This window comes from Pseudoalteromonas sp. Z9A5 (assembly GCF_011378875.1).
In the GTDB taxonomy this organism is placed as follows: domain Bacteria; phylum Pseudomonadota; class Gammaproteobacteria; order Enterobacterales; family Alteromonadaceae; genus Pseudoalteromonas.
The window spans coordinates 1-21,099 of sequence record NZ_WTLC01000042.1 but is presented as its reverse complement, the minus strand read 5'-3'; the positions used below and the strand labels follow the sequence as shown (position 1 = coordinate 21,099).

The window sequence follows — 21,099 nt, the reverse complement described above, 5'->3', positions numbered from 1 at the left end:
TTTTTGCGTTTAATAACCTAGCAATTAGCGGCTTAACCTTTTAAACTACTTAGCCATTGAATAATGAAAAAATGTTATGGCTTCAGCAACTTTTACTGTACAGCAAGATACAGCACTTACAAATTCGCACATCACATTAAACGTAGCGCAAACAGCGTCATTACGTAGTCAATTAAAATCACAATGTGGCATATTAAATTCTAATAATATTAAACAGTTATGCACGCAGCTTAATGTATCTGATGATGCATTATTACAAGGTTTAGTGCCTTTAGCTTCTGAGTTTGCTGTTGCACCGGTATCGCATTTTCATGTGGGTGCAATTGTTAAAGCGCTTGATGAAAAAGGCGAGGTAAACTTTTACTTTGGTGCAAATGTAGAATTTAACCAGCAAGCGTTGAGTTTAGTCGTTCATGCAGAGCAATCGGCAATAAATAACGCATGGTTAAACGGCGCTAAAAAAATAGTTAAAATAGCGATTAGCGATGCACCGTGTGGGTATTGCCGCCAGTTTATGAACGAACTAGCCGATGCAAAAGAGTTTGATATTTTACTTCCTGGTCAGCAATTTAAACTCGCTGAGCTACTGCCGCATTCATTTGGTCCTACCGATTTAGGTAACGAATTTAGCTTATTTAACCCAAAACCACAGCAAGCTAAATTTAGTGTTGATGATGTTGATGAAGCACTTGCGCGTTTTGCTCTTAATGCTTATGCGCCTTACAGCCAAAACTTTAGCGCCGTAAAAATAAGTACATTTGGTGATGGTGATTTTTACGGAAGTTACGCCGAAAATGCAGCTTACAGCCCAAGTTTATCGCCGTTACAAAGTGCACTAAGTCAGTTCTTTTTAGCTGGGCTTAGCTTTAACGAAAGCACGGTGAAGGGAATAACATTGTTAGAAACTGCAGGTCGAGAAAATCAGTCGCAAGTAGCAAAAGCTGTGCTTGCCAGTTTTACGCATTTACCAGCACTTAAAGTAATTAGCGCACCACTTAAATAGTGGCTCGCATACAATAAAGCACAGCCAGAGCTGTGCTTTATTAAAACGTGCCATTTTATCGCATTAAATAACTCACTAACTGCGTTAAAAATTATTCATATAAGACAACTATACTTCATAATTTTTGCCTTGTTACTGAGCCATTTTCTTATCGTTATAATAGCCTACTAATTAATATAACCTATATTAATCAAGTAATACTTTAGCTGCTTCTAATACGACTGCTACAGATTTACGTTCAATTTCACCGTGGTCAACATTTGGTATTTCTTGGCGAGTACGGTTAACAAGTACGCCTGCTACACATGCAGCTTGTAAACCAAGGGCTGCACACATAGTAAATAATGTTGCTGATTCCATTTCGTAGTTCATCACGCCCAGTTTTTGCCACTCTTCGCAGCTACCTTGTAGTGATTTAGGAACGTAACCAGAATGCGTATCGTAACGCTCTTGCCCTGGGTAGAATGTGTCGCTTGATGCAGTAATACCAATATGGAAATCGATATTTAAGTTTTTACATGCTTGTACCATAGCTTGTGTTGCATAAAAGTCAGACACAGCAGGGTAGCTAAGCGGTGCAAAATGTTGGCTAGCACCGTCTAAACGTACAGACGCTTGGCTAATTAAAATTTCGCCTTCGTTGATATGTGGCTGAATTGCACCTGTTGTACCAATACGTAAAAATTTACGCACGCCAAGTTGTGCTAATTCTTCTACTGCAATCGACGTAGATGGACCACCAATACCCGTAGAACAAACAACCACAGAATGGCCGTTTAGTTGACCTAAGTAAACATGAAACTCACGAGTTTGAGCAAGGCAGGTTGGATTGTCTAGGAATTGTGAAATGCGTGCAGCACGATCTGGGTCACCTGGTACAATCGCAAGTTTTGCACCTTTAAGATCGTCAATACATAGTCCTAAGTGAAATACCTTTTCCATAGCTAAGCCTTATTATAATAAATTGTGTCAATCTAGCATCATTGCTAGAAACGTTTACTAAGTACAGGACGATTGTCCGTTTTACCTTAACTCCTCCAATTAAGACTTAATAATGTTATGTGCCAATTTGATTTATTCATCAACTATGAATATTCAACCAAGTACTTATATACCCAGCACAAACGCACTGTTGACTTGTTCAAGTAGACATAATAAGTATCACTCAAGCGCGTAACTACAATTAAATAGTTGATTGCCTAATGCTATTAATTTCAATTAAATTCAACCACTTACATCGAACTTGGTTGCTTCAGAGCTAAAGTGTTTATTTACTTTAGGCACTGATTTATTTAGCAAAGTAAATTTTATTTGAAGTTTAGGCATTTTTAGTAATTTTGCATAACTAATCAAAATTAATTAGCTACGTACAGAATAAAAAACGAAAGGGTTTATTATGAGCACACAATTTGAAGCATTTAAAAACAAAGTTGAGCACTGTTTGTGCGCACCAGGTGATGGCGTATACACAGTAAACACTGCAAAAGAGCGCAAAGCCGCACTGCGTAATAAACTTTATGGGCAAACTGAAAACGTTGATAACTTATGGCGAGAGTCTTTAAATGAATTACCAAATTCGCCACATAAAGCGGTAATGCTAGGTATTAGCTCTGATTGTGGCGGTGGTATTTTACGCGGCGCAAATTGGGGGCCATTGTTTGTGCGCTCAGCATTAATTGATCAGCAACCGCAGTGCCATTCGTTTGATTTAGGTGATGTACGTGTAATTCCGCATTTACTTCATGATAAATACCTAAATGATGCAACCATTTCTAATTGCCAAAAAGCCCTATACGGGAGCGAAGATAACGACTATTACGTAAGTCCGTTATCAATCACTGAGGATGTATGCGACAGTTTTTACGCAACATTTAAAGATAAAGGGATATTTGGCATTGGTGGCGATCACTCAATAAGTTACCCACTTACTAAAGCGTACTTAAAAGCAAAACGTGAGCAGGGCAAACGCACCGCTATTATTCACTTTGATGCCCATACCGATTTACTTGTTGAGCGCTTGGGCATTGATTTATGTTTTGGCTCTTGGTGTACACATATTTTAGAATTTTTACCGGCACCACATCATTTAATTCAATTTGGTATACGCTCAAGTGGTAAGCCTAAAGCGCACTGGGAAAGTACCTTTGGCGTTAAGCAACATTGGGCTGCTGATATTATTGAGCGTGGCGCAGCAGCGGTTGCTGCCGATGCTATTGCGCAATTAAAGGCTGATAACGTAGATGAAGTATACGTAAGCTTTGATATTGATGCGCTTGATGCAGAGTTTGCATCTGCCACCGGTACGCCAGAGCATAACGGTTTAACACCACAGCATGCGCTTGATATTTTATCAGCCATTGCAGATGAGTTCCCGATTACGGGTGCGGATATGATGGAAATAGCGCCATTTACCGACAGCTCTTTAGTTGGTCAGTCAAGCTCTGAAACAACACTTAGAGAAGGGGCAAAAATTTCAGCCTTTTTGATTAATGCAATGAACAAGTAATAATCTTAATTTAGCTAATTAAGTAATCTAGTCCTATCTACGTATATGGCTAGATTTATATTGCAAGAACTGGCAGTTAACCTGCTCTAAGCTATATTTAGCGTATACCTAGTATAAGCATTTAAAGGTTTCGTTGAATGAAGGTTTTATTATTTTTTTTATGCATCTTAAATATTAGTGTTAGTGCAACAGAAATAACATTGGTGACTGAAGTTTTCCCTGATTTACAGTATATAAATAAAGATAATCAACTAGTCGGTAGCTCAATCGACAAAGTAAATAAAGCACTTGATGGCTCAGGTATTGATTACACTATTTTAGTTCATAATTGGACCGTGTCTTATAATGCTGTACTACGTGACAAGTACACCTGTATTTTTTCTATGGTTAGACTGCCAAACAGAGAAAAAAAGTTTACCTGGATAGCTGAACTCGAACCTTTTGACTCTGCTATTTATGCCCTAAAATCTCGCAGTATAAAACTAAATACTTTAAACGATGCTAAACGCTATAAAACAGCCGTACTTAGAGAAAACTTTAGCCATCACTATTTAGTTGAGCGAGGGTTTAGTGAGTCCCAGCATTTATTACTAATCGACAACTTAGATAAAATAGATAAATTAGTGAGTACAAGGCACGATATTTTAGATTTTATAGTATTAAGTAAAAAGCAATTTGCTCATAGAGCTAAAACTGAACCAAAGTTAAAGTTACTTGAACCCGTACTGAGCTTAAACACCGCACAATCTCCTTTGTACTTTGCGTGCAATATTAATATGGATCCTTCCTTAGTAACTCAATTAAAAGCCGCCTTTAGTAAAATTTAAAGAGTGAAATTTATAGTTTTACAAGCTTAACTAATTGAAATTTAGTGGTTAAAATATATATTGTAAATTTAAATTGCTGCGTTTAAAAAAGCGATTATAATCAGCTGCTTTTGTTTCAAAAGCACTAACTTTTTTGGAGCGTTAAATGGGTGATTTAATCGGGATTAGCTTATTGATCTTGATCAGTGCGTTGTTTGCTATGTCGGAAATAGCAATTGCAGCGTCACGAAAAATAAAGCTGCGAGTAATGGCAGATGAAGGCAATATAAAAGCGGCTGCGGTATTAAAACTGCAAGAGAATCCGGGTGCTTTTTTTGCCATGATTCAAATAGCACTCAATGCAATTGCTATACTGGGCGGTATTGTAGGCGAGCAGGCACTATCTCCTTATGTTGAAAGTATATTAGTACTTTTTTATCAAGGCGCGCATTTAGAAAAAATTAGCTTTTTATTCTCGTTTTTTACTATTACTTCTTTATTTATATTGTTTGCCGATTTAATGCCAAAACGCTTAGCGATGATCATGCCTGAAGCGGTAGCAGTTAGAGTGGTGACAATAATGCGCTGGGTTACCTTTGCATTAACGCCGCTGGTTATGTTTTTTAACGGCGTAACAAACTTTGTACTGCGTTTATTTAAAGTACCGGCTGAGCGAGAAGACAATGTAACAACGGAAGATATTGTAGCAATGATGGACGCAGGTGCTGCATATGGCAGCTTACAAAAACAAGAATACGAACTCATTGGTAATGTGTTTGACCTAGAAGCCCGATTTTTATCGAGTGTAATGACGCCTCGCGACCAAATTGTGTATTTTGATTTAAACGAAAGCAGCCATGATATTGCGACTAAAATTATTGACCATCCTCATAATCACTTTTTAGTGGTATCAGGAAACTTAGATAAATTACATGGCTCAGTAGAATCTAAAGATATTTTAAGGCAAGTGCTTAAAGGTGATGTAGCAAATATAAATGATGAGCTTATTGATAAGGATGTTTTTTACCTTCCAGAAACACTGAGCTTATCTGAGGCGTTAAATGCATTTAAAAGTGCAGCAAAACCATTTGCCGTTGTGGTTAATGAATATGCTTTATCGGTCGGTATTGTTACGGTTAAAGATTTAATGAAAGGCTTTATGGGGGATTTAATTACCCATCAAGGTGATGAGCTAATAATTGAGCGCGACATGGACTCTTGGCTGGTGGATGGTTTAACACCTATTACTGATTTAGCTAAAGTATTAGATATAGAAGAGTTTCCACAGCAAATGCATTACGAAACGGTTGCTGGTTTTTTAATTTATACCATGAAACGTATTCCTAAACGTGCCGAACATTTTACGTATGCAGGGTTTAAGTTTGAGGTTGTTGATGTAGAAGGAATTAGGGTGGAGCAGTTACTTGTTTCCCGAGTAGCTCCTACAATAACGTCACCACCTGTAACTGAGTAAATTGCACTTTTAAAGTGAGAGTATTTATCTATAGGTACATTTAAAGGCCAAGCTATGCTTGGCTTTTTGTTTTTTAATTAGTAAATAATCATTACTGCTATTTTATTAATAAGCTAGATTATTTAATTTTCATCAGGTTAACATGGTGCACTACCTAATACTTACATTGTTTTTTTAGAGTGTAAGTTTCTATAAATTTCGTCGTATTAAGATTCATTATTGAACACTTTTACTTTAGAATGATCGTTCACTCTAAATTAAAAGGTATTTGACATGCAGCGTTCCCGCATCGCTTTATTTGTATTATCAGCCCTCGTCGGTTCTGTTGCTTTAACTGGTTGCGACCAGGCAGCTGAACAGTCGCAAGCTTCTGCACCAAAAGCCGTTCCAGTAGGGGTTATTACATTAAAAAGCCAAGCGCTTACTCTCAAAAAAGAACTTCCTGGTCGTATCAGTGCATTTCAAATTGCTGAAATTCGCCCACAAGTAAGTGGTATTGTGCAATCTCGTTTATTTGTAGAAGGTAAAGAGGTTAAACAAGGCCAGGCTCTGTATCAAATAGACCCTGCGACATTTGAAGCAGACTTAGCAGCAAGTGAAGCAAGTGTTGCACGGGCTCAGGCAAGTATTTCAAGTAGTAAAGCCAAGGCATCTCGTTTTAGCGAGCTTTTAAAAATAAAAGCGGTAAGTCAGCAAGATTTTGACGAGGCTGATGCTGCATACAAACAAGCAAAAGCTGAATTGTTAACAGCTAAGGCGCAGTTACAAACAGCGCAAATTAATCTTGATTACAGCCATGTGTCTTCGCCAATCAGTGGGCAAATTAGTAAATCAAGCGTAACTGTTGGTGCTTTAGTTAGCGCAAACCAATCAACAGCGCTTGCTACCGTTACTCAGCTTGATCCAATTTATATCGATTTAACACAATCAAGTAACGAACTTACAAAGCTTAAAAAATCACTTGCATCTGGCGATTTAACGGTTGATTCTGCGAGTCAAACTGATGTTGAACTCACTATGGAAGATGGGTCAATTTATCCTCACAAAGGCACATTGCAGTTTTCTGAAGTGACTGTTGACCCAAGTACTGGCTCAGTAACACTACGTGCTAAATTTTCAAACCCAGAAAAATTATTACTGCCAGGCATGTACGCCCGAGCTTCTATTGTGGAAGGTGTTAAGGCGGGTGCTATTTTAGCTCCGCAACGTGGTGTTAGCCGTAATTCAAAAGGCGAACCAACAGCAATGGTTGTGAGCAAAGACAACACAGTAGAAAGCCGCGTATTAAAAGTAGACAGAACGATTGGTTCTGATTGGCTTGTTACTGATGGCTTAATGGATGGCGATAAGTTAATAGTTGAAGGTTTACAAAAAATCCGCCCTGGTGCACCAGTTAATCCATCTGAAATTCAATCGTCTGCTAAAGCCGATCAAGCGCAATAACGGAGAGTTTTAATGTCACGATTTTTTATCGATAGACCGATATTTGCTTGGGTACTCGCTATTGTAGTGATGCTTGCAGGTATTTTGGCGATTAGGAGTTTACCTATTTCGCAGTATCCTTCAATTGCACCACCTGCAGTGAGTATTACTGCAACGTACCCTGGTGCATCTGCACGTACACTAGAGGATACGGTTACGCAAGTTATTGAGCAAAAAATGAAAGGACTTGATGGCTTGCTTTATATGTCATCTACTTCTGAGTCGAGTGGTTCTGCTACGCTTACACTTTCGTTTAGCGCTGAAACTGACCCTGATATTGCACAAGTTCAAGTGCAAAATAAACTAGCGACAGCGACTCCACTATTACCAGAAGCCGTTCAAAGGCAAGGCGTTGTAGTTGCAAAGTCTGCACGTAACTTTTTAATGGTTTATGCTTTTGTGTCTAAAGATGGCAGCATGAATAACATTGATATTGGTGATTATGTTTCATCAAACGTGCAAGATATTGTCTCGCGTGTTGAAGGCGTAGGTGAAGTGCAGTTGTTTGGTTCTCAGTACGCGATGCGTATTTGGTTAGACCCTGCAAAGTTACAAAATTATAAGCTTACACCTGCAGATATTAGTGCATCAATTAGTGCGCAAAATGCACAAGTATCTGCCGGTCAACTTGGCGGTATGCCTGCCATTGATGGTCAGCAACTTAATGCAACAGTAACTGCGCAAAGTCGATTACAAACGCCAGAGCAATTTGAACAAATATTAGTTAAAACCAATTCAGATGGCTCTTTTGTACGTCTAGAGGACGTTGCTAGAGTAGAGCTTGGCGGTGAAAGCTACCGCGTTGTTGCTCGTTACGATGGACAACCGGCATCAGGATTAGGTATTAAATTAGCCAGTGGTGCTAACGCACTTGATACTGCCGCTGGAGTTAAAAAAGCAATTGAAGAGCTAAAACCGTTTTTTCCAGAGGGGTTAGATGCTGTTATACCTTACGACACAACGCCGTTTGTATCGTTATCTATCGAAAAAGTTATTCATACATTAATTGAAGCTGTTGTACTTGTTTTTGTAGTTATGTATTTGTTCCTACAAAACTTTAGGGCAACGCTTATACCGACAATAGCAGTGCCAGTGGTTTTACTAGGTACGTTTGGTATTTTATACACCTTTGGTTATTCAATAAATACGCTAACGATGTTTGCGATGGTGCTTGCCATAGGCTTATTAGTAGATGACGCAATCGTTGTTGTAGAAAATGTTGAGCGCTTAATGACCGAGGAAAAGCTCTCGGCGCTTGAAGCAACACGAAAATCTATGGATGAAATTAAAGGCGCGCTGGTAGGTATTGCCATGGTGCTTTCTGCGGTATTTATCCCAATGGCATTTTTTAGTGGTTCTACCGGTATTATTTATCGTCAGTTTTCTATTACGCTTGTATCGGCAATGGGCTTGTCGGTATTGGTGGCACTTATTTTAACACCTGCATTGTGTGCAACGCTTTTAAAACCAAGCCATGTTCATGATAACACGTCATTTATTGGCAAGTTTTTCACTGGTTTTAACCGTGGGTTTGATAAAACTAATAGCGGTGCGCAAGGCTTTGTTAGCCGAATGATCAACCACTCTAAGCGTTATTTACTTATTTACGCGGTGATAGTGGGTGGCATGGTGTATGTATTTTCGCATTTACCAACGGCATTTTTACCAGACGAAGACCAAGGTATTTTATTTAACCAAGTTTCATTACCAGCGGGTTCTACAACACAGCAAACGCTAGAAGTTGTTAAAAAAATGGAGAACCATTACCTAAATGAGCAATCTGAGGCTGTTAACGGTATCTTTACTGTAACAGGATTTAGTTTTGCAGGTTCAGGTCAAAACTCTGCAATTGGTTTTGTTAACCTTAAACATTGGGATCAGCGTCAACGCGATGATTTATCGGTACAAGGTGTTGCAGGTAAAGCAATGGGGTACTTCTCAACTATAAAAGAAGCATTTGTTTTTGCCTTTCCGCCACCTGCAATTGTTGAACTGGGTACTGCTAATGGTTTTAATATCTTTTTACAAGACCGTGTAGGCCTAGGGCATGATGCACTTTTAGCTGCGCGAAATCAGTTGTTAGGTTTAGCAAGCCAAAGTCCAATTTTAGCGGGCGTACGTCCAAATGGACAAGAAGATATGCCAGAACTACAACTTGATACAGATTTGGCAAAAGCCGAAGCGCTTGGCGTGTCGCAAAACGATATTAACAGTACACTTTCGACAGCATGGGGTAGTAGTTATGTGAATGACTTTATTGACCGTGGTCGAGTTAAAAAAGTGTATATGCAAGGTGATGCACAATCGCGCATGGTGCCTGAGGATCTAAATAAGTGGTATGTGCGCAATGATAATGGCGATATGGTGCCGTTTTCAGCGTTTGCTAGTGCCTACTGGACGTATGGTTCGCCACGTTTAGAGCGTTACAATGGTTTTTCAGCAATGGAAATTCAAGGTAGCGCAGCGCCGGGTTACAGTACAGGTCAAGCAATGGATGAAATGGAGCGTTTAGTTAAACAATTACCTAATGGTATTTCGTCTGAGTGGACCGGTATTTCATTCCAAGAGCGCTCAAGTAGCGGTCAAGCACCTTTACTATATGGCTTATCGCTGTTGTTTGTATTTTTATGTTTAGCCGCGCTTTATGAAAGTTGGTCGGTACCGTTTGCGGTAATGATGATTGTGCCACTGGGTATATTTGGGGCAATTATGGCTGCGTTAACAGGTGGATTATCTAACGATATTTACTTACAAGTAGGCTTATTAACCACCATTGGTCTTGCCTCTAAAAATGCGATACTGATTGTAGAGTTTGCGATTCATAAAATGGATGATGGGCTCGGATTAGTAGATGCAGCAGTTGAAGCAGTTCGCTTACGTTTACGTCCAATACTCATGACTTCGATGGCCTTTATTTGTGGTGTTATACCACTTGCTATAGCCTCAAGTGCGGGTTCTGGTGCGCAAAATGCGTTAGGTATTTCTATTATTGGCGGCACACTCGCATCATCAATATTAGTTGTTGTATTTGTACCGTTGTTTTTTGTATTAGTTCGTCGTGTATTCCCTGGTAAGTCTAAAGAACCTATTAAGGAGAGTGCAGAATGAGTGTGAAAACATTTACTTTAAGTGCTATAGCACTTGTTGTATTAAGTGGCTGTCAACTTGCACCTGAGCAAAAAGATATCACTTTACCAGTACCTGATGCATATGCATCGGGTGCTGGGCAAGCACAAGAAGCGGCTTTAAAGTGGCAGCAGTTTTTTAGTGATAAAAAACTACAATCACTTATAACGCAAAGCTTAGAGTACAATAAAGATATGCAAATTGCTGTGCTTAATGTGCAACGTGTACGTGGTTTATATCAAATTGAAGACTCTGCATTGTATCCGTCATTAGACTTTAATGGTTCGGGTACGCGCCAGCGTTTACCGGCTGATTTGTCGGGTACTGGCGATGCAGCTATTAGCTCTCAATACAGTGCTACGGTAGGTATTACGTCGTACGAGTTGGATATTTGGGGAAAAGTACGCAACCAATCAAAGCAAGCTCTGCAAAACTTATACTCTACTGAGCTTAGCCAATACAGCACGCAGGTATCGCTAGTAGCAGAACTTGCTAATGCGTGGCTAAATTACGCTGCCGATCAGCAGTTATTAAAATTAGCTCAAGATACGTTAACGTCTCAACAAGAGTCGCTGTCGCTTACTCAAAAAAGTTTTGATTTAGGTGCAGCTTCAAAAATTACGCTTGAGCAACTTAGAAGCACAGTGGCTACTGCAAAAGTTGATATTGCAACCTATAAACGCCTGTTACAGCGCGACAAAAATGCGCTTGATTTGTTAGTAGGTAAGCCAGTGGCGAGTGATTTATTGCCAAGTAAATCATTGGATTCACTTTTAAGTTTACCCGCTATACCAGTAGGTTTGCCATCTGACTTATTAACTCAGCGACCAGATATTAAAGCTGCTGAGCACTTGTTATTAGCTGCAAATGCCAATATTGGTATTGCGCGTGCTGCTTTTTATCCAAGTATTAGTCTAACGGCTAATGCCGGTACAGCGTCTAGTGATTTAAGTGATTTATTTGATGCAGGCTCTGGTACGTGGAGCTTTGTGCCATCGGTGAGTTTACCTATTTTTAATATGGGTCGAAACCAAGCTCGTTTAGATGTAGCACAAGCAGATCAAGAAATTGCATTGGTTACGTATCAGCAAAAAATTCAGCAAGCTTTTCGTGAAGTATCTGATGCATTAGCTGATAGGCAAGGGTATCAAGAGCAATTAGATGCACTTGATATGCTACTAAAAAGCCGACAATCAACATTTGATTTATCGCAAGCACGATACGATAACGGTGCCGATAGTTACCTACAAGTACTTGATGCTCAAAGAACGTGGTACAGCGCCCAGCAACAGAACATTGTTGGTCAACAAGCTTTACTCGCTAGTAAAATTAGCCTGTACAAAGTAGTTGGTGGTGGCTGGGATCAAAACGTTAAAACTAGCCAAGCTAAGTAATATAAATGGCTGTACTTAATTATATGTATAGCCATTTAATACAGTAGTAGGTCTAAATAGCTGGTGTAAGTTAGCGCGTTGAATACACTTATATTTGTATATGACTTACCATTAAAACACCTTTTGTCGAACCGATTGGTTTGGTAATGGAGTTTCGTATGAAAACCAAAAGACACACAGACCCAGCACTTGCACAGGCGCGAAGAGAGCAAGTTCTTTGCGCTGCAGCTGATTGCTTTCGCCGTAAAGGTTACCATGGTGCAGGTATGGCTGAAATATCAAGAACAGCAGGCATGAGCGCTGGGCATATTTATAATTACTTCGAAAGCAAAGAAGCAATTATTGAAAGTATTATAGAAAAAGACATGGAAGAGATGTTTTCTATATTTCAAGAGTTTGAAGATCAACCAGGCGATATTTTGACGGTTTTATTAGATGGTTTAAATATTGGCGTTAAAAGACACATGGACACAGGTGCATGCGTTGTTGATTTAGACATGATGGCTGAAGCAGGCAGAAACTTTAAAGTAGCGTCTTTATTGCGAGATGCCGATACGCAAGCACGTAACAGAATGCGCCAGCTTCTTATTAGTGAAAGCAGTGTTATTAAAGACATTGATGAAGCGGAGTTAGATAGTCGTATTAATGTTATTTTTTCTGTAATGGCAGGGTTATTACTTAGAAAGGTACTTTACCCAGAGCTTACAGAAGAAACTGTATTAATAGCGCTTCGCCCAGCAATGAAAACCTTACTTATGCCATTTGAGCGCTAATAAAAGTAAATCTAAAAACTAGCCAATAAACTTGGCTAGTTTTACTTTAATGAGCACAGGTTTTAAAATCGCTCTATAGACCACTGCAAAGCAATAAGTGCAATTGCAATTGAGCCTATTGGCATTAACCATTTTTTATACCAATCGTAATTTCTTACCCAAATCAATAGCGGCAAGGCAACAAGTAAAATACTAAGCTGACCAAACTCAACCCCTAAGTTAAATGCAAGAATACTTAGTAATTGATAATCGCTAGATAACCCAAGCTCGCCTAATACACTGGCAAATCCCATTCCATGTAATAAACCAAATGCGAACGTGAGCCAACCCAGACGAAGTACTACGGGCCATACATTATTTAGCGCGGCAAAAAGTACAGATATTGCAATACCGAGTTCTACCCAGCGACTATTTGGTGACACAAGGTTTAATGCCGTCGCGGTGAGCGTAATAGAATGCGCAAGCGTAAATGCGGTAACTATCCAAGCCGTGTGCTTAATTATTTGTTTTTTTGATGTAATACCTTGCCACTGCTTTTGTGTACGAGTAAGTACGCATGGCAGCAACAGGGCAATTAAAAATAAAATATGATCAACACCAATTAAAATATGTATAACGCCTTGATACACATACTGACTAAAGGTGCTTAAATAGCTTGACTGAGTAACACTAAACGTTTGCTTTGCATCGTTAATATTAAATACACGCGATACATTGTTTATATTCACAATTGCTTTGTGATTTGCATCGGTTTTAAAAAAAGCACTGTAATTAAGCGTGACTGAATTATTGCTATCGCAATTAAATAAAAGTGGGATCACTAAATAGGGCTGATTAAAGTGATTATCTAATTGGTACGTTGCTTCACTCGATAAAGCACATACCTGCTCAGTTTGTGATAGCGTTAAACTAGCGCTAATAAATTGGTTGATTGAGCTGCGTTTTGCTTTAATTTCTGCCCACGATATTTGTCCGTTTTGATCTAGATCGAGCGGGACTATTTGTTCTAAATCGGCAATGTTAACTTGCCAATCACCGATGTATTGATTTTTATTAGTGTCGTTGTTAAGCGTTATATAACTGGTACTTAACTGATGAGAAAAACTACTTGCTGAGTAAAAAAAAAGTATTGAGGTAATAATTAATAAGAAAAAAGTTCTCATAGAGTGTCTCGTTGCATCGCTTTAGCTTGAATAATTAATTGCTCGTCTGCGCTCATTTTTGCTTGTTGCCAATTAATATTTGCCCAATATAATGCTTTTTGACCATTAGGCTGCACTGCAATGTAATATTTTGCTAAATCGCTGGCATGAAAAGTATCTTGGCGTAACTCACGTAAATCAACACGGCTTTTCATCATAGTTTGCCATTTTTTATCAGAATTATTTAGTTTTTTTTCTGCAATGGCAAGTCTCAGTAAAATAGCATCTTCTAAATTATTATTATCGGTGAGTAAGTCACCTAAGGTATTTAAAATGCTTTGTGTGTTATTTAGTTCAAGCTGAATATCTGCCCATAAAACAATAAGGCTAACAGGGGCTTTGCTTAAATCTATATTTTGAAGATATGCTTGTGCATCATCATAGTTATTTAAGCGGTAGCTCATTTCACTCAGCACGTGTGTAGTTGCTAGGCTTATATCTTTATTTTGAGTTATCTTTTTTAAAGATTGATAGCTTTGTAAAAGGTCATCGTGCTGACTTTGTACATCTAATACACATGTACTCGTAGTTGTTATACTTACTAATCCGATTAATGCCACGCATTGTTGTTTTGCTTCAATAAACCGACCTTTAGTCATGTAAATGTTTGCAAGTAGTAAGTGGCTATTGCTGTGATTAGGCTCAATTGCTAATACTTGATTGGCTACGTTTATAGCTTCGTTAAATAGGTGTTCTTTTTGTAATACGCGTGCATATAAATAGCCAACTTGAGGTGTTGGGTTTTGCTTATACAATGTAGCTAAACGTGTTTTAAGCATGCCTTGTAAGCGCTCCGTTTGTCCTACATATTGGCTGTTAACCACGAACGAATTTATTTCATCAAGGGAGAGTTTAGCTGTAATTACAGAGCTACTAGATGCTACAACGCTATCGTCACTCGGAATATAAGGCTTTGTAAAAGCATTACATGAAAATAAAGTCGCAATAAGTGCGGTTGTTAATTTAACTGATTTAATGCTGGGTAGGTGCATTTTAATATCCTTAAAAAAGCCATCCATGGCCTGTCAGCTTAATATTTACTGATTAGTTATTATTTGTAGAAAGCAAGTCATCAACATCAGTATCTGCGTTTGTAAAAACACGACCATTTACTGAAAGAGGCTCTGCATTAGGACCTTGATTAAATGCATCTGTTGCAAATTGAGCAAAGTCTACTTGCAATGCTTCAATTGTAATATTAACGCTAGCGCTTACTTGTTCATTAACGCCATCTGATACGCTAAATACAAAACTATCAGCGCCAGTTGCTTCTTTATTTGGCGTATAAGTATAACTACCGTCTGCATTTACAACAGTGCTGCCAAGCGTAGAGTTTGACGTTAAGCTATAGGTTAGTGCATCGCCATCTACGTCATCAGCTACTAGCATGTCATTAATAGCAACCTCAGTTTGCGTTGTAAGTGCGACATTACTTGTTGTTGGTGCTGAATTTACAGCGGGTGATGATTTTTTATCATCATCACTACATCCACTTATTACTAAAAAACTAACAAGTAAACACGCATGTGAAGCTTTTAAATTACGCATTATCGTGATCCTTATTTAGAACCCGCAAGTGGTGTTGCAAGATATGGGAAGCTAGCATCCATCATAGATGCATTTACAGGTGCACCATCGGTAAATGGTACAGTCCCTACATTAGCATCCTCTGGTGTACAAAGACCTAAATCAGTATCTTCTCCACCTACAGGAATAGGATGACATAAACGTCCCATTACAACGCGTAGCGCAATATCAACTACGTCATCACCAGGGCGACGACCGTTTGGAAAGCCAGCTAAGTCGTTTCCGGCTACACCAAATGTTGATTGATCAGCTTGCGCTGTGGCTGCAATAGCAGTGTTTAATCGCAACATTTCTGAAGGTGTTACCGTAGCTTGTTGGTTAACGCCTGCAAAGCCTGTTAAAAATGCGGTAATTAAATCTGTGCGTGGGAAGTTTGTTGGTGCAAGTGTTTCTAAATTAGCGCCAAGTGTTGTGTTAACAGCATCTTTAAATAAAATATTTAATAGTTCAGGTAAAGCAGGATGAGAAACATAATCTAAAAATTGTGCGTCATCTTTTGGATGAGCTGTAGAAAATGTATCTTTGTCTTTAATACCAATTACAAGTTCGTTTACAAGTGGATTACCTAAACGAGAAACTTGTGTTAATGCGCCGCCGTTAACAGCGTTGTTAGCAAATTTAGCATTAGGATTTAAAATGCGTGCTTGTGGTAAGCTCGCTGTTGTCCACGAACCAATTACACCATTTCCTTCACCTACAACACAACTTTTAGGAATTTCGATAGCGATAGAGGTTATGTTTTTATCAGCTAAATCATCGTTGTCAGCAGATTGTGTAATACCACCTGGAAAGCCACCGCCATCGCCAGCACCTGGAGCACTATCGCCTTCAACTGGTACATAATTTACCAAATCAAATGTTTTGCCTAAATTTACTACGAATGGGTCTTTACGTTGTCCAACAAATACTCTTGCCATTGAGTCACAGTTAGGAATTGAAACTTGATACATAAATTGATCAGCGTACGTTTGGTAATTTTCCATTGATGTAAATGTTTTGTTACCAATATAATCCAGTGGTTTTTTGAACGTGGTAGAGCTTGTTGTTGTATTGTTAAGCTGAACGCTGTTTCCTGTTTTTTGAGGACCGTTAATCATACTTACAGTGTAAGATTCACTAAAGTTAGCCGCACTGTCATTACCTGCTGACACACCGCCTACATTTTTAAGTGGAACAGATACCGTACGTTGGTTACCCTCAGGACCTACTGTTAATTGTACGCCTTGATTATCGTTTGGCAGCATGCTTTCAAAGTTAAACGCAAATGTAATGTCTTCAACTGCATCGCCGTCGTTATCAATGTGAATGTTGTATGTTGCGTCTGGGTCCATTGCAAAATAATTTGGACCACCGTATGCATCTTGTAATGGGATGTAGTTAGCAATTAATGTAACGAAATCGTCACGACCTTGTTCATAACTATTAAAAATATAAAAATCTGTAGAGTCTAAAGTCGGGAAGCGACTAATATTTGGTGCTTCTCTGTGGCTTGACGCCTCGCTTGGTGCACTAGCAAATGTACTGCATATTACTACTGCAAGTATTGATGGAGTTAAAGCTTTCATGACTTTGTCCTTTAGTTTTTGATTGAAGTCATGAGTAATAACGGGGCAGGTTTTAAATTGGATGCAAAAAAGTTAAATTATTTTATATTTTGTTAAAAATTGGCTACTTTTAAAAGTAGCCAATAAAAAGTTATAAAAGGATTAACTCAGTTGTATACAACACTTCGGTAGGTAAACCATTAGGCGAGCCGCCAATAGGCTCTAAGCTTACCGCTAGCAGAGTAATATTACTGGCATTAAAGCGTTTATCTTTTAGTAATATTTTACCGCCTTGTTTGGGCAATAAACCAAGAGAAATAGGAGTATCTTGACCTTTAAGTATCATCCAAAGCTCATAGTCTTTATTTGTTTGAGCAACTAGCTGGCTGCTTGCTTTTATTGAAAGTGCTTGTTCATTTACATCTATAAACCAAAGTGATTGTTTATCTTGATTTTGAACTAACGCAATTTGTTGCGTATTTTCAATTTTAGTAGCCGGTTGTATTACTAAAAAGGCTAAAACAATACACGCAGCCGTTGCTACAAAAGACCATGTTCTCCAAAGTGATGGTTTGGTGTGTATTACTTTTTTACTTTGCTGCGGCTGGTTTTCAATGCGCTGTATAATTTGTTGCCATACATCATCGCTAGGTGTTTGCGCAGTAATAGAGCTCGCTAAATTATTTAAATTTTGTTCCCACATCGAAATCGCTTCGCGCGCTTGATGAGAAGTAAGTAGCAAGCGTTGAAAGCGTTTTCGGGCTAGCCCTCTTAGTGTACCAAGCACATATTGGCCAGCAAGCGCATCTAATAGTTCAGGTTTGTTATAATTCATAATGTTAAGCACCTTTGTAGCTGCATAAGCCCGCGCCTGATCCAGCTTTTAACTGTGCCCAGGGGCGTATCAATATGATCAACTAATTCGCTATGACTTAGTCCTTTGTAATACGCTAAGTGAATAGCTTGTTTTTGTTGTGAATCTAATTGCTCGATACATTCTACGAGCTTAGTTTCTTCATCGTAAGTTACATCAATAGCTTGCTCGTTATAATCGTCATCACCCATTGATTGCTCTTTTCGTACTTTATTGTAGCGAAGTGCATCAAGGCTTCTGTATCTAACAATACTAATCATCCAACTAATAACCGTACCTTTAGATGAATTATATTCTGAGGCATTATGCCAAATTTTTATAAAAGCATCCTGTAATACTTCTTCTGCATGAGCTCTGTTTGTTAGCATATTTAATGTTATAGCGAACAATTTACCGTTCGTTTGTTGGTAAAGATTTGAAAAAGCATGCTTGTCTCCTTGTGCTGTTGCGCACAAAAGTGGTAGTAATTCATCATTATCCATAAGGTTCCTGTTTTTTCTTGTTGTCATTAAGTAAACGTATAAAGGTGAAGTTTGGATGCAAAATAATGTGAAGCAGATATTTGAATCAACTAAACTATACGTTACAACAAGTAAATAAAGATCATTTTTGTAAATATATAGTAATGGGAATATTTGACTTATTACAATGTAAAAAGCACATAACTTTAATTCAGTGTTATTAAGTGAATTTTTAGTTATGAAATAGTCTTTTAAATTAATAGCTTATGTTTTTAGCGTGTTGCGCCTTAAACTTTTATATGGCGCGTTATTTGCAACGTTAAAAATTCAACCGTTTAAATAAGCAAAAATAATAACGGTAATACACCATTAAAGGAGACAGTATGTGGGCTGCAATTAGTTATTTAATACTAGCGTTGTTACTTATATTGACAGGCTGGGAAGTAAACTCAGTTTATTTTTCGATTGTTTTTTACTGGACCGCTCTATCACTTACGCTTGTTAGTGCTGCTTATATTTTTAATATAGCCAAAATATTTAGAAAGCGTGAAAACGGTGTAATTCCTTTTTATATACGTTGGGCATTCGTACCATTTTTGTTTGGCGTGCAAATATATAATGCGTGGGCACGTAAACATGACAAAGTGCCGCCCATTCAACAAATTAATAAGCACTTGTTTTTAGCTTGTCGGTTATTTCCTTCAGATATAGATACATTAAAAAGTAACGGTATTACGGCAATTTTAGATGTAACTTGCGAATTTGATGGGTTAGAGTGGAGTTCTACGCAAGAAAATATAAAGTATTTAAATATCCCTGTGCTTGATCACAGTATACCTTCGCACTCACAGCTAAATCAGGCTATTAACTGGATACACCATCATATTAAAAAAGACCGTCGTGTTGTTATACACTGTGCTTTAGGCCGAGGGCGTTCTGTTTTTGTTATGGCTGCTTACTTACTAAGCCAAAATAAAAATGCAGATGTACATGAAGTACTCGCTCAAATAAAAGAAACTCGCCAAACAGCTAATTTGAATAAGCGCCAATTACGTCACCTTGCTAAGCGTCATAAAAAAGGTGAGTTAATAATTAAAAACAAAGCATTTTTAATTGCCAACCCAGTATCGGGTACAAAAATATGGCAAGATAAAGAGCACATAATTATTGCTCGTTTATCAGCTTATTATGATTTAACGGTTTTAACTACATCAACACAAGTTAATGGTACGGCTTTAGCTGAGCAAGCTATGAAGCACAACCCAGACATTGTTATTGCTTGTGGTGGTGATGGCACCGTTGCAGAAGTGGCTAGTGTATTAGTTAATACATCTTGTAAGCTAGGTATTATCCCCTTAGGGACTGCTAATGCACTTGCTCATGTATTAATGGGAATTAGCTCTAAATTTATTCCTGTGGAACAAGCATGTGATTTAATTATTGATGGGCAAACCAGCCTTATAGACACCGCTTACTGTAATAATGAACTTATGTTGTTACTAACGGGTATTGGTTTTGAGCAATCAATGATAGAAAAAGCAGACCGAGAGTCTAAAAATAAATTAGGTCAGCTTGCTTATATCAATGGTTTTTTACAATCATTTAGCGAACAAAAATCGCAAATACTTAACGTTAAACTCGATAATAATGAACCACGAGAAATCTGCACAAATAGCTTTATTGTAGCCAATGCCGCACCTTTTACTACATTGTTAGCACAAGGCGGTGGGCAACCCGACCACAGTGATGGTTTACTTGATATAAGCTGGCTAACCCCTAATGACGAAAACTCTACAACGGTATTAAGTATTGCAGAGCTGATGTTTAGCAGTATTACACAAACACATTTAGCAATTAATTCTCATCATACCAATGCTAAAAAAGTCGAAATTACGGGCGAAAATACAATTAAGTATGTAGTTGATGGGGAAGTTAAAACAGCTGACAAGTTAGTTATTACCATAGAGCCGGCATCACTAAATGTAATTTGCAAAGAGGTATAAAAAGGTATGTAAGAGGGGGCTAAAGTATAAAGTGATGTATAACACGGTTATACATCACTTTATAAATTATTTTTTAATAGAAGGCCAAACAAATCCTGTTGTATCAGGTGCTTGATTTGACGTTTCTCTAGGCGCACTTCTTGGTCTGCGAATAGGTTTGTTATTTATAGTATGAATGTAGAGAGCTTCTACTTTATCGCGTGCCCATGGTGTTTTGCGTAAAAATTTTAAACTCGACTTAATGCTTGGCGCATCAGTAAAGCATTTTATTTTCACTTGCTCACCGAGTGTTCTCCAGCCAAGTCGCTGTTCTAACTCAACAAGTATTTGTTCTAACGTTACCCCATGTAAAGGGTTTTTAGGTTGATTATTCATAGCTGCACTGCTTATTTAAACTATGCGCATTGTAGCTTATTTCACGCATAGAGGCTAATTCACTGTGATTTTTTTAGGCTGCGACGGGTAAATAGCATTGCCTTGTTTATCTATTTTAAGCCAGATTAACTGACTGTTATTTTGTTGTGGGTTTTTTGCACCACAAAGTAATGTAAAAGAGTGTACTTGTATTAAAGCTCCCTCGGTGTAGCGTTTATTATCGTACCAGCAACTAGAATCGAGACTAATAAATTGCTCTGCATCCACCACCGAAAGCGTTTTATTAGAACCTGCATGGCTAAGCATTGTGAATGTTAAGCAACTAAAACAAAAACATAGAATATATAAATTGCGCATTTCTCACCTTAAATTTTCGCGATTTTAAAAATAATACACTAGGGTCTGTTGATCTTTGCGGATTAAAATTTGTTCAAACTAGGGGCTATTTAATCGCGGCGCGAGATTTGTAACCTAGTGGGCTAAGTCAAA

The 21,099-nt window shown here is 38.2% G+C and carries 18 protein-coding genes; 9 read left to right on the top strand and 9 right to left on the bottom strand.

The genetic code is table 11. The features are described 5' to 3' along the window. Positions 1-76 precede the first annotated feature (76 nt). Complete coding sequence (gene cdd / locus GQR56_RS17690; RefSeq protein ID WP_166113945.1) at positions 77-1,003, top strand: cytidine deaminase; 927 nt, start codon at positions 77-79, stop codon at positions 1,001-1,003. A 186-nt stretch (positions 1,004-1,189) separates the two neighbouring features. Here cdd and udp read toward each other — a convergent pair whose 3' ends face one another. Next, on the bottom strand, positions 1,190-1,945 hold the full coding sequence (gene udp, locus GQR56_RS17685) for a uridine phosphorylase (protein ID WP_007582384.1): 756 nt from the start codon (positions 1,943-1,945) through the stop codon (positions 1,190-1,192). A gap of 454 nt (positions 1,946-2,399) precedes the next feature. Here udp and GQR56_RS17680 point away from each other — a divergent pair, with 454 nt between their 5' ends. The 7 genes from GQR56_RS17680 (at position 2,400) to GQR56_RS17650 (ending at position 12,564) form a co-directional block, all read left to right on the top strand. Further along, positions 2,400-3,509, top strand: coding sequence for an arginase family protein (locus tag GQR56_RS17680; RefSeq protein WP_166113942.1), 1,110 nt, complete (start codon positions 2,400-2,402; stop codon positions 3,507-3,509). A gap of 137 nt (positions 3,510-3,646) precedes the next feature. Further along, a complete protein-coding gene (locus GQR56_RS17675; protein WP_166113939.1) occupies positions 3,647-4,336 on the top strand; it encodes a transporter substrate-binding domain-containing protein in 690 nt (229 codons plus the stop codon). A gap of 145 nt (positions 4,337-4,481) precedes the next feature. After that, the gene (locus GQR56_RS17670) at positions 4,482-5,789 is read left to right on the top strand and encodes a hemolysin family protein (RefSeq protein WP_166113936.1); all 1,308 of its coding nucleotides are present in this window, start codon (positions 4,482-4,484) and stop codon (positions 5,787-5,789) included. A gap of 273 nt (positions 5,790-6,062) precedes the next feature. Further along, positions 6,063-7,232: an efflux RND transporter periplasmic adaptor subunit gene (locus tag GQR56_RS17665; RefSeq protein WP_024611765.1), complete on the top strand. Its 1,170-nt coding sequence runs from the start codon at positions 6,063-6,065 to the stop codon at positions 7,230-7,232. Between the two features lie 12 nt (positions 7,233-7,244). Then, positions 7,245-10,379 carry an efflux RND transporter permease subunit gene (locus tag GQR56_RS17660; protein WP_166113933.1) on the top strand — a complete coding sequence of 1,045 codons (3,135 nt, stop codon included), beginning with the start codon at positions 7,245-7,247 and terminating at the stop codon, positions 10,377-10,379. Continuing rightward, positions 10,376-11,791: an efflux transporter outer membrane subunit gene (locus GQR56_RS17655; protein WP_166113930.1), complete on the top strand. Its 1,416-nt coding sequence runs from the start codon at positions 10,376-10,378 to the stop codon at positions 11,789-11,791. The genes GQR56_RS17660 and GQR56_RS17655 overlap by 4 nt, the downstream gene beginning before the upstream one ends. Before the next feature lie 158 nt (positions 11,792-11,949). Then, positions 11,950-12,564, top strand: coding sequence for a TetR/AcrR family transcriptional regulator (locus GQR56_RS17650; protein ID WP_024611767.1), 615 nt, complete (start codon positions 11,950-11,952; stop codon positions 12,562-12,564). A 62-nt stretch (positions 12,565-12,626) separates the two neighbouring features. Here the strand turns inward: GQR56_RS17650 and GQR56_RS17645 are convergent, their stop codons facing one another. From GQR56_RS17645 to GQR56_RS17620, 6 genes are all read right to left on the bottom strand, one after another. Then, positions 12,627-13,727, bottom strand: a complete 1,101-nt coding sequence (locus GQR56_RS17645; RefSeq protein WP_166113927.1) for a HupE/UreJ family protein — start codon at positions 13,725-13,727, stop codon at positions 12,627-12,629. Next, the gene (locus GQR56_RS17640) at positions 13,724-14,758 is read right to left on the bottom strand and encodes a tetratricopeptide repeat protein (RefSeq protein WP_166113924.1); all 1,035 of its coding nucleotides are present in this window, start codon (positions 14,756-14,758) and stop codon (positions 13,724-13,726) included. The genes GQR56_RS17645 and GQR56_RS17640 overlap by 4 nt, the downstream gene beginning before the upstream one ends. Before the next feature lie 52 nt (positions 14,759-14,810). After that, entirely contained in the window at positions 14,811-15,314 is a 504-nt protein-coding gene (locus tag GQR56_RS17635; RefSeq protein WP_024611770.1) for an Ig-like domain-containing protein, read from the bottom strand. Positions 15,315-15,325: 11 nt separating this feature from the next. Continuing rightward, on the bottom strand, positions 15,326-16,918 hold the full coding sequence (locus tag GQR56_RS17630; RefSeq protein ID WP_166113921.1) for a DUF4331 domain-containing protein: 1,593 nt from the start codon (positions 16,916-16,918) through the stop codon (positions 15,326-15,328). A 130-nt stretch (positions 16,919-17,048) separates the two neighbouring features. Beyond that, positions 17,049-17,732, bottom strand: a complete 684-nt coding sequence (locus tag GQR56_RS17625) for an anti-sigma factor (protein WP_024611772.1) — start codon at positions 17,730-17,732, stop codon at positions 17,049-17,051. Beyond that, positions 17,729-18,253 (bottom strand): sigma-70 family RNA polymerase sigma factor, encoded by a 525-nt coding sequence (locus GQR56_RS17620; RefSeq protein ID WP_024611773.1) that lies wholly within the window; start codon positions 18,251-18,253, stop codon positions 17,729-17,731. The genes GQR56_RS17625 and GQR56_RS17620 overlap by 4 nt, the downstream gene beginning before the upstream one ends. A 362-nt stretch (positions 18,254-18,615) precedes the next feature. Between GQR56_RS17620 and GQR56_RS17615 the strand changes: the two genes are divergently transcribed. Then, on the top strand, positions 18,616-20,235 hold the full coding sequence (locus GQR56_RS17615) for a diacylglycerol kinase family protein (protein ID WP_166113918.1): 1,620 nt from the start codon (positions 18,616-18,618) through the stop codon (positions 20,233-20,235). A 66-nt stretch (positions 20,236-20,301) separates the two neighbouring features. Here GQR56_RS17615 and GQR56_RS17610 read toward each other — a convergent pair whose 3' ends face one another. Beyond that, complete coding sequence (locus tag GQR56_RS17610; protein WP_166113915.1) at positions 20,302-20,610, bottom strand: VF530 family protein; 309 nt, start codon at positions 20,608-20,610, stop codon at positions 20,302-20,304. Between the two features lie 54 nt (positions 20,611-20,664). Then, a complete protein-coding gene (locus GQR56_RS17605) occupies positions 20,665-20,967 on the bottom strand; it encodes a DUF1496 domain-containing protein (RefSeq protein ID WP_024611776.1) in 303 nt (100 codons plus the stop codon). Positions 20,968-21,099: the final 132 nt, after the last annotated feature.

Bases quoted from the DNA above. Each gene is read 5' to 3' on its own strand.
- GQR56_RS17635 (WP_024611770.1), bottom strand. From the start codon at position 15,314: ATGCGTAATTTAAAAGCTTCACATGCGTGTTTACTTGTTAGTTTTTTA.
- udp (WP_007582384.1), bottom strand. From the start codon at position 1,945: ATGGAAAAGGTATTTCACTTAGGACTATGTATTGACGATCTTAAAGGT.
- GQR56_RS17640 (WP_166113924.1), bottom strand. From the start codon at position 14,758: ATGCACCTACCCAGCATTAAATCAGTTAAATTAACAACCGCACTTATT.
- GQR56_RS17620 (WP_024611773.1), bottom strand. From the start codon at position 18,253: ATGGATAATGATGAATTACTACCACTTTTGTGCGCAACAGCACAAGGA.
- GQR56_RS17670 (WP_166113936.1), top strand. From the start codon at position 4,482: ATGGGTGATTTAATCGGGATTAGCTTATTGATCTTGATCAGTGCGTTG.
- GQR56_RS17665 (WP_024611765.1), top strand. From the start codon at position 6,063: ATGCAGCGTTCCCGCATCGCTTTATTTGTATTATCAGCCCTCGTCGGT.
- GQR56_RS17655 (WP_166113930.1), top strand. From the start codon at position 10,376: ATGAGTGTGAAAACATTTACTTTAAGTGCTATAGCACTTGTTGTATTA.
- GQR56_RS17650 (WP_024611767.1), top strand. From the start codon at position 11,950: ATGAAAACCAAAAGACACACAGACCCAGCACTTGCACAGGCGCGAAGA.
- cdd (WP_166113945.1), top strand. From the start codon at position 77: ATGGCTTCAGCAACTTTTACTGTACAGCAAGATACAGCACTTACAAAT.
- GQR56_RS17660 (WP_166113933.1), top strand. From the start codon at position 7,245: ATGTCACGATTTTTTATCGATAGACCGATATTTGCTTGGGTACTCGCT.
- GQR56_RS17680 (WP_166113942.1), top strand. From the start codon at position 2,400: ATGAGCACACAATTTGAAGCATTTAAAAACAAAGTTGAGCACTGTTTG.
- GQR56_RS17615 (WP_166113918.1), top strand. From the start codon at position 18,616: ATGTGGGCTGCAATTAGTTATTTAATACTAGCGTTGTTACTTATATTG.
- GQR56_RS17675 (WP_166113939.1), top strand. From the start codon at position 3,647: ATGAAGGTTTTATTATTTTTTTTATGCATCTTAAATATTAGTGTTAGT.
- GQR56_RS17630 (WP_166113921.1), bottom strand. From the start codon at position 16,918: ATGAAAGCTTTAACTCCATCAATACTTGCAGTAGTAATATGCAGTACA.
- GQR56_RS17645 (WP_166113927.1), bottom strand. From the start codon at position 13,727: ATGAGAACTTTTTTCTTATTAATTATTACCTCAATACTTTTTTTTTAC.
- GQR56_RS17625 (WP_024611772.1), bottom strand. From the start codon at position 17,732: ATGAATTATAACAAACCTGAACTATTAGATGCGCTTGCTGGCCAATAT.
- GQR56_RS17610 (WP_166113915.1), bottom strand. From the start codon at position 20,610: ATGAATAATCAACCTAAAAACCCTTTACATGGGGTAACGTTAGAACAA.
- GQR56_RS17605 (WP_024611776.1), bottom strand. From the start codon at position 20,967: ATGCGCAATTTATATATTCTATGTTTTTGTTTTAGTTGCTTAACATTC.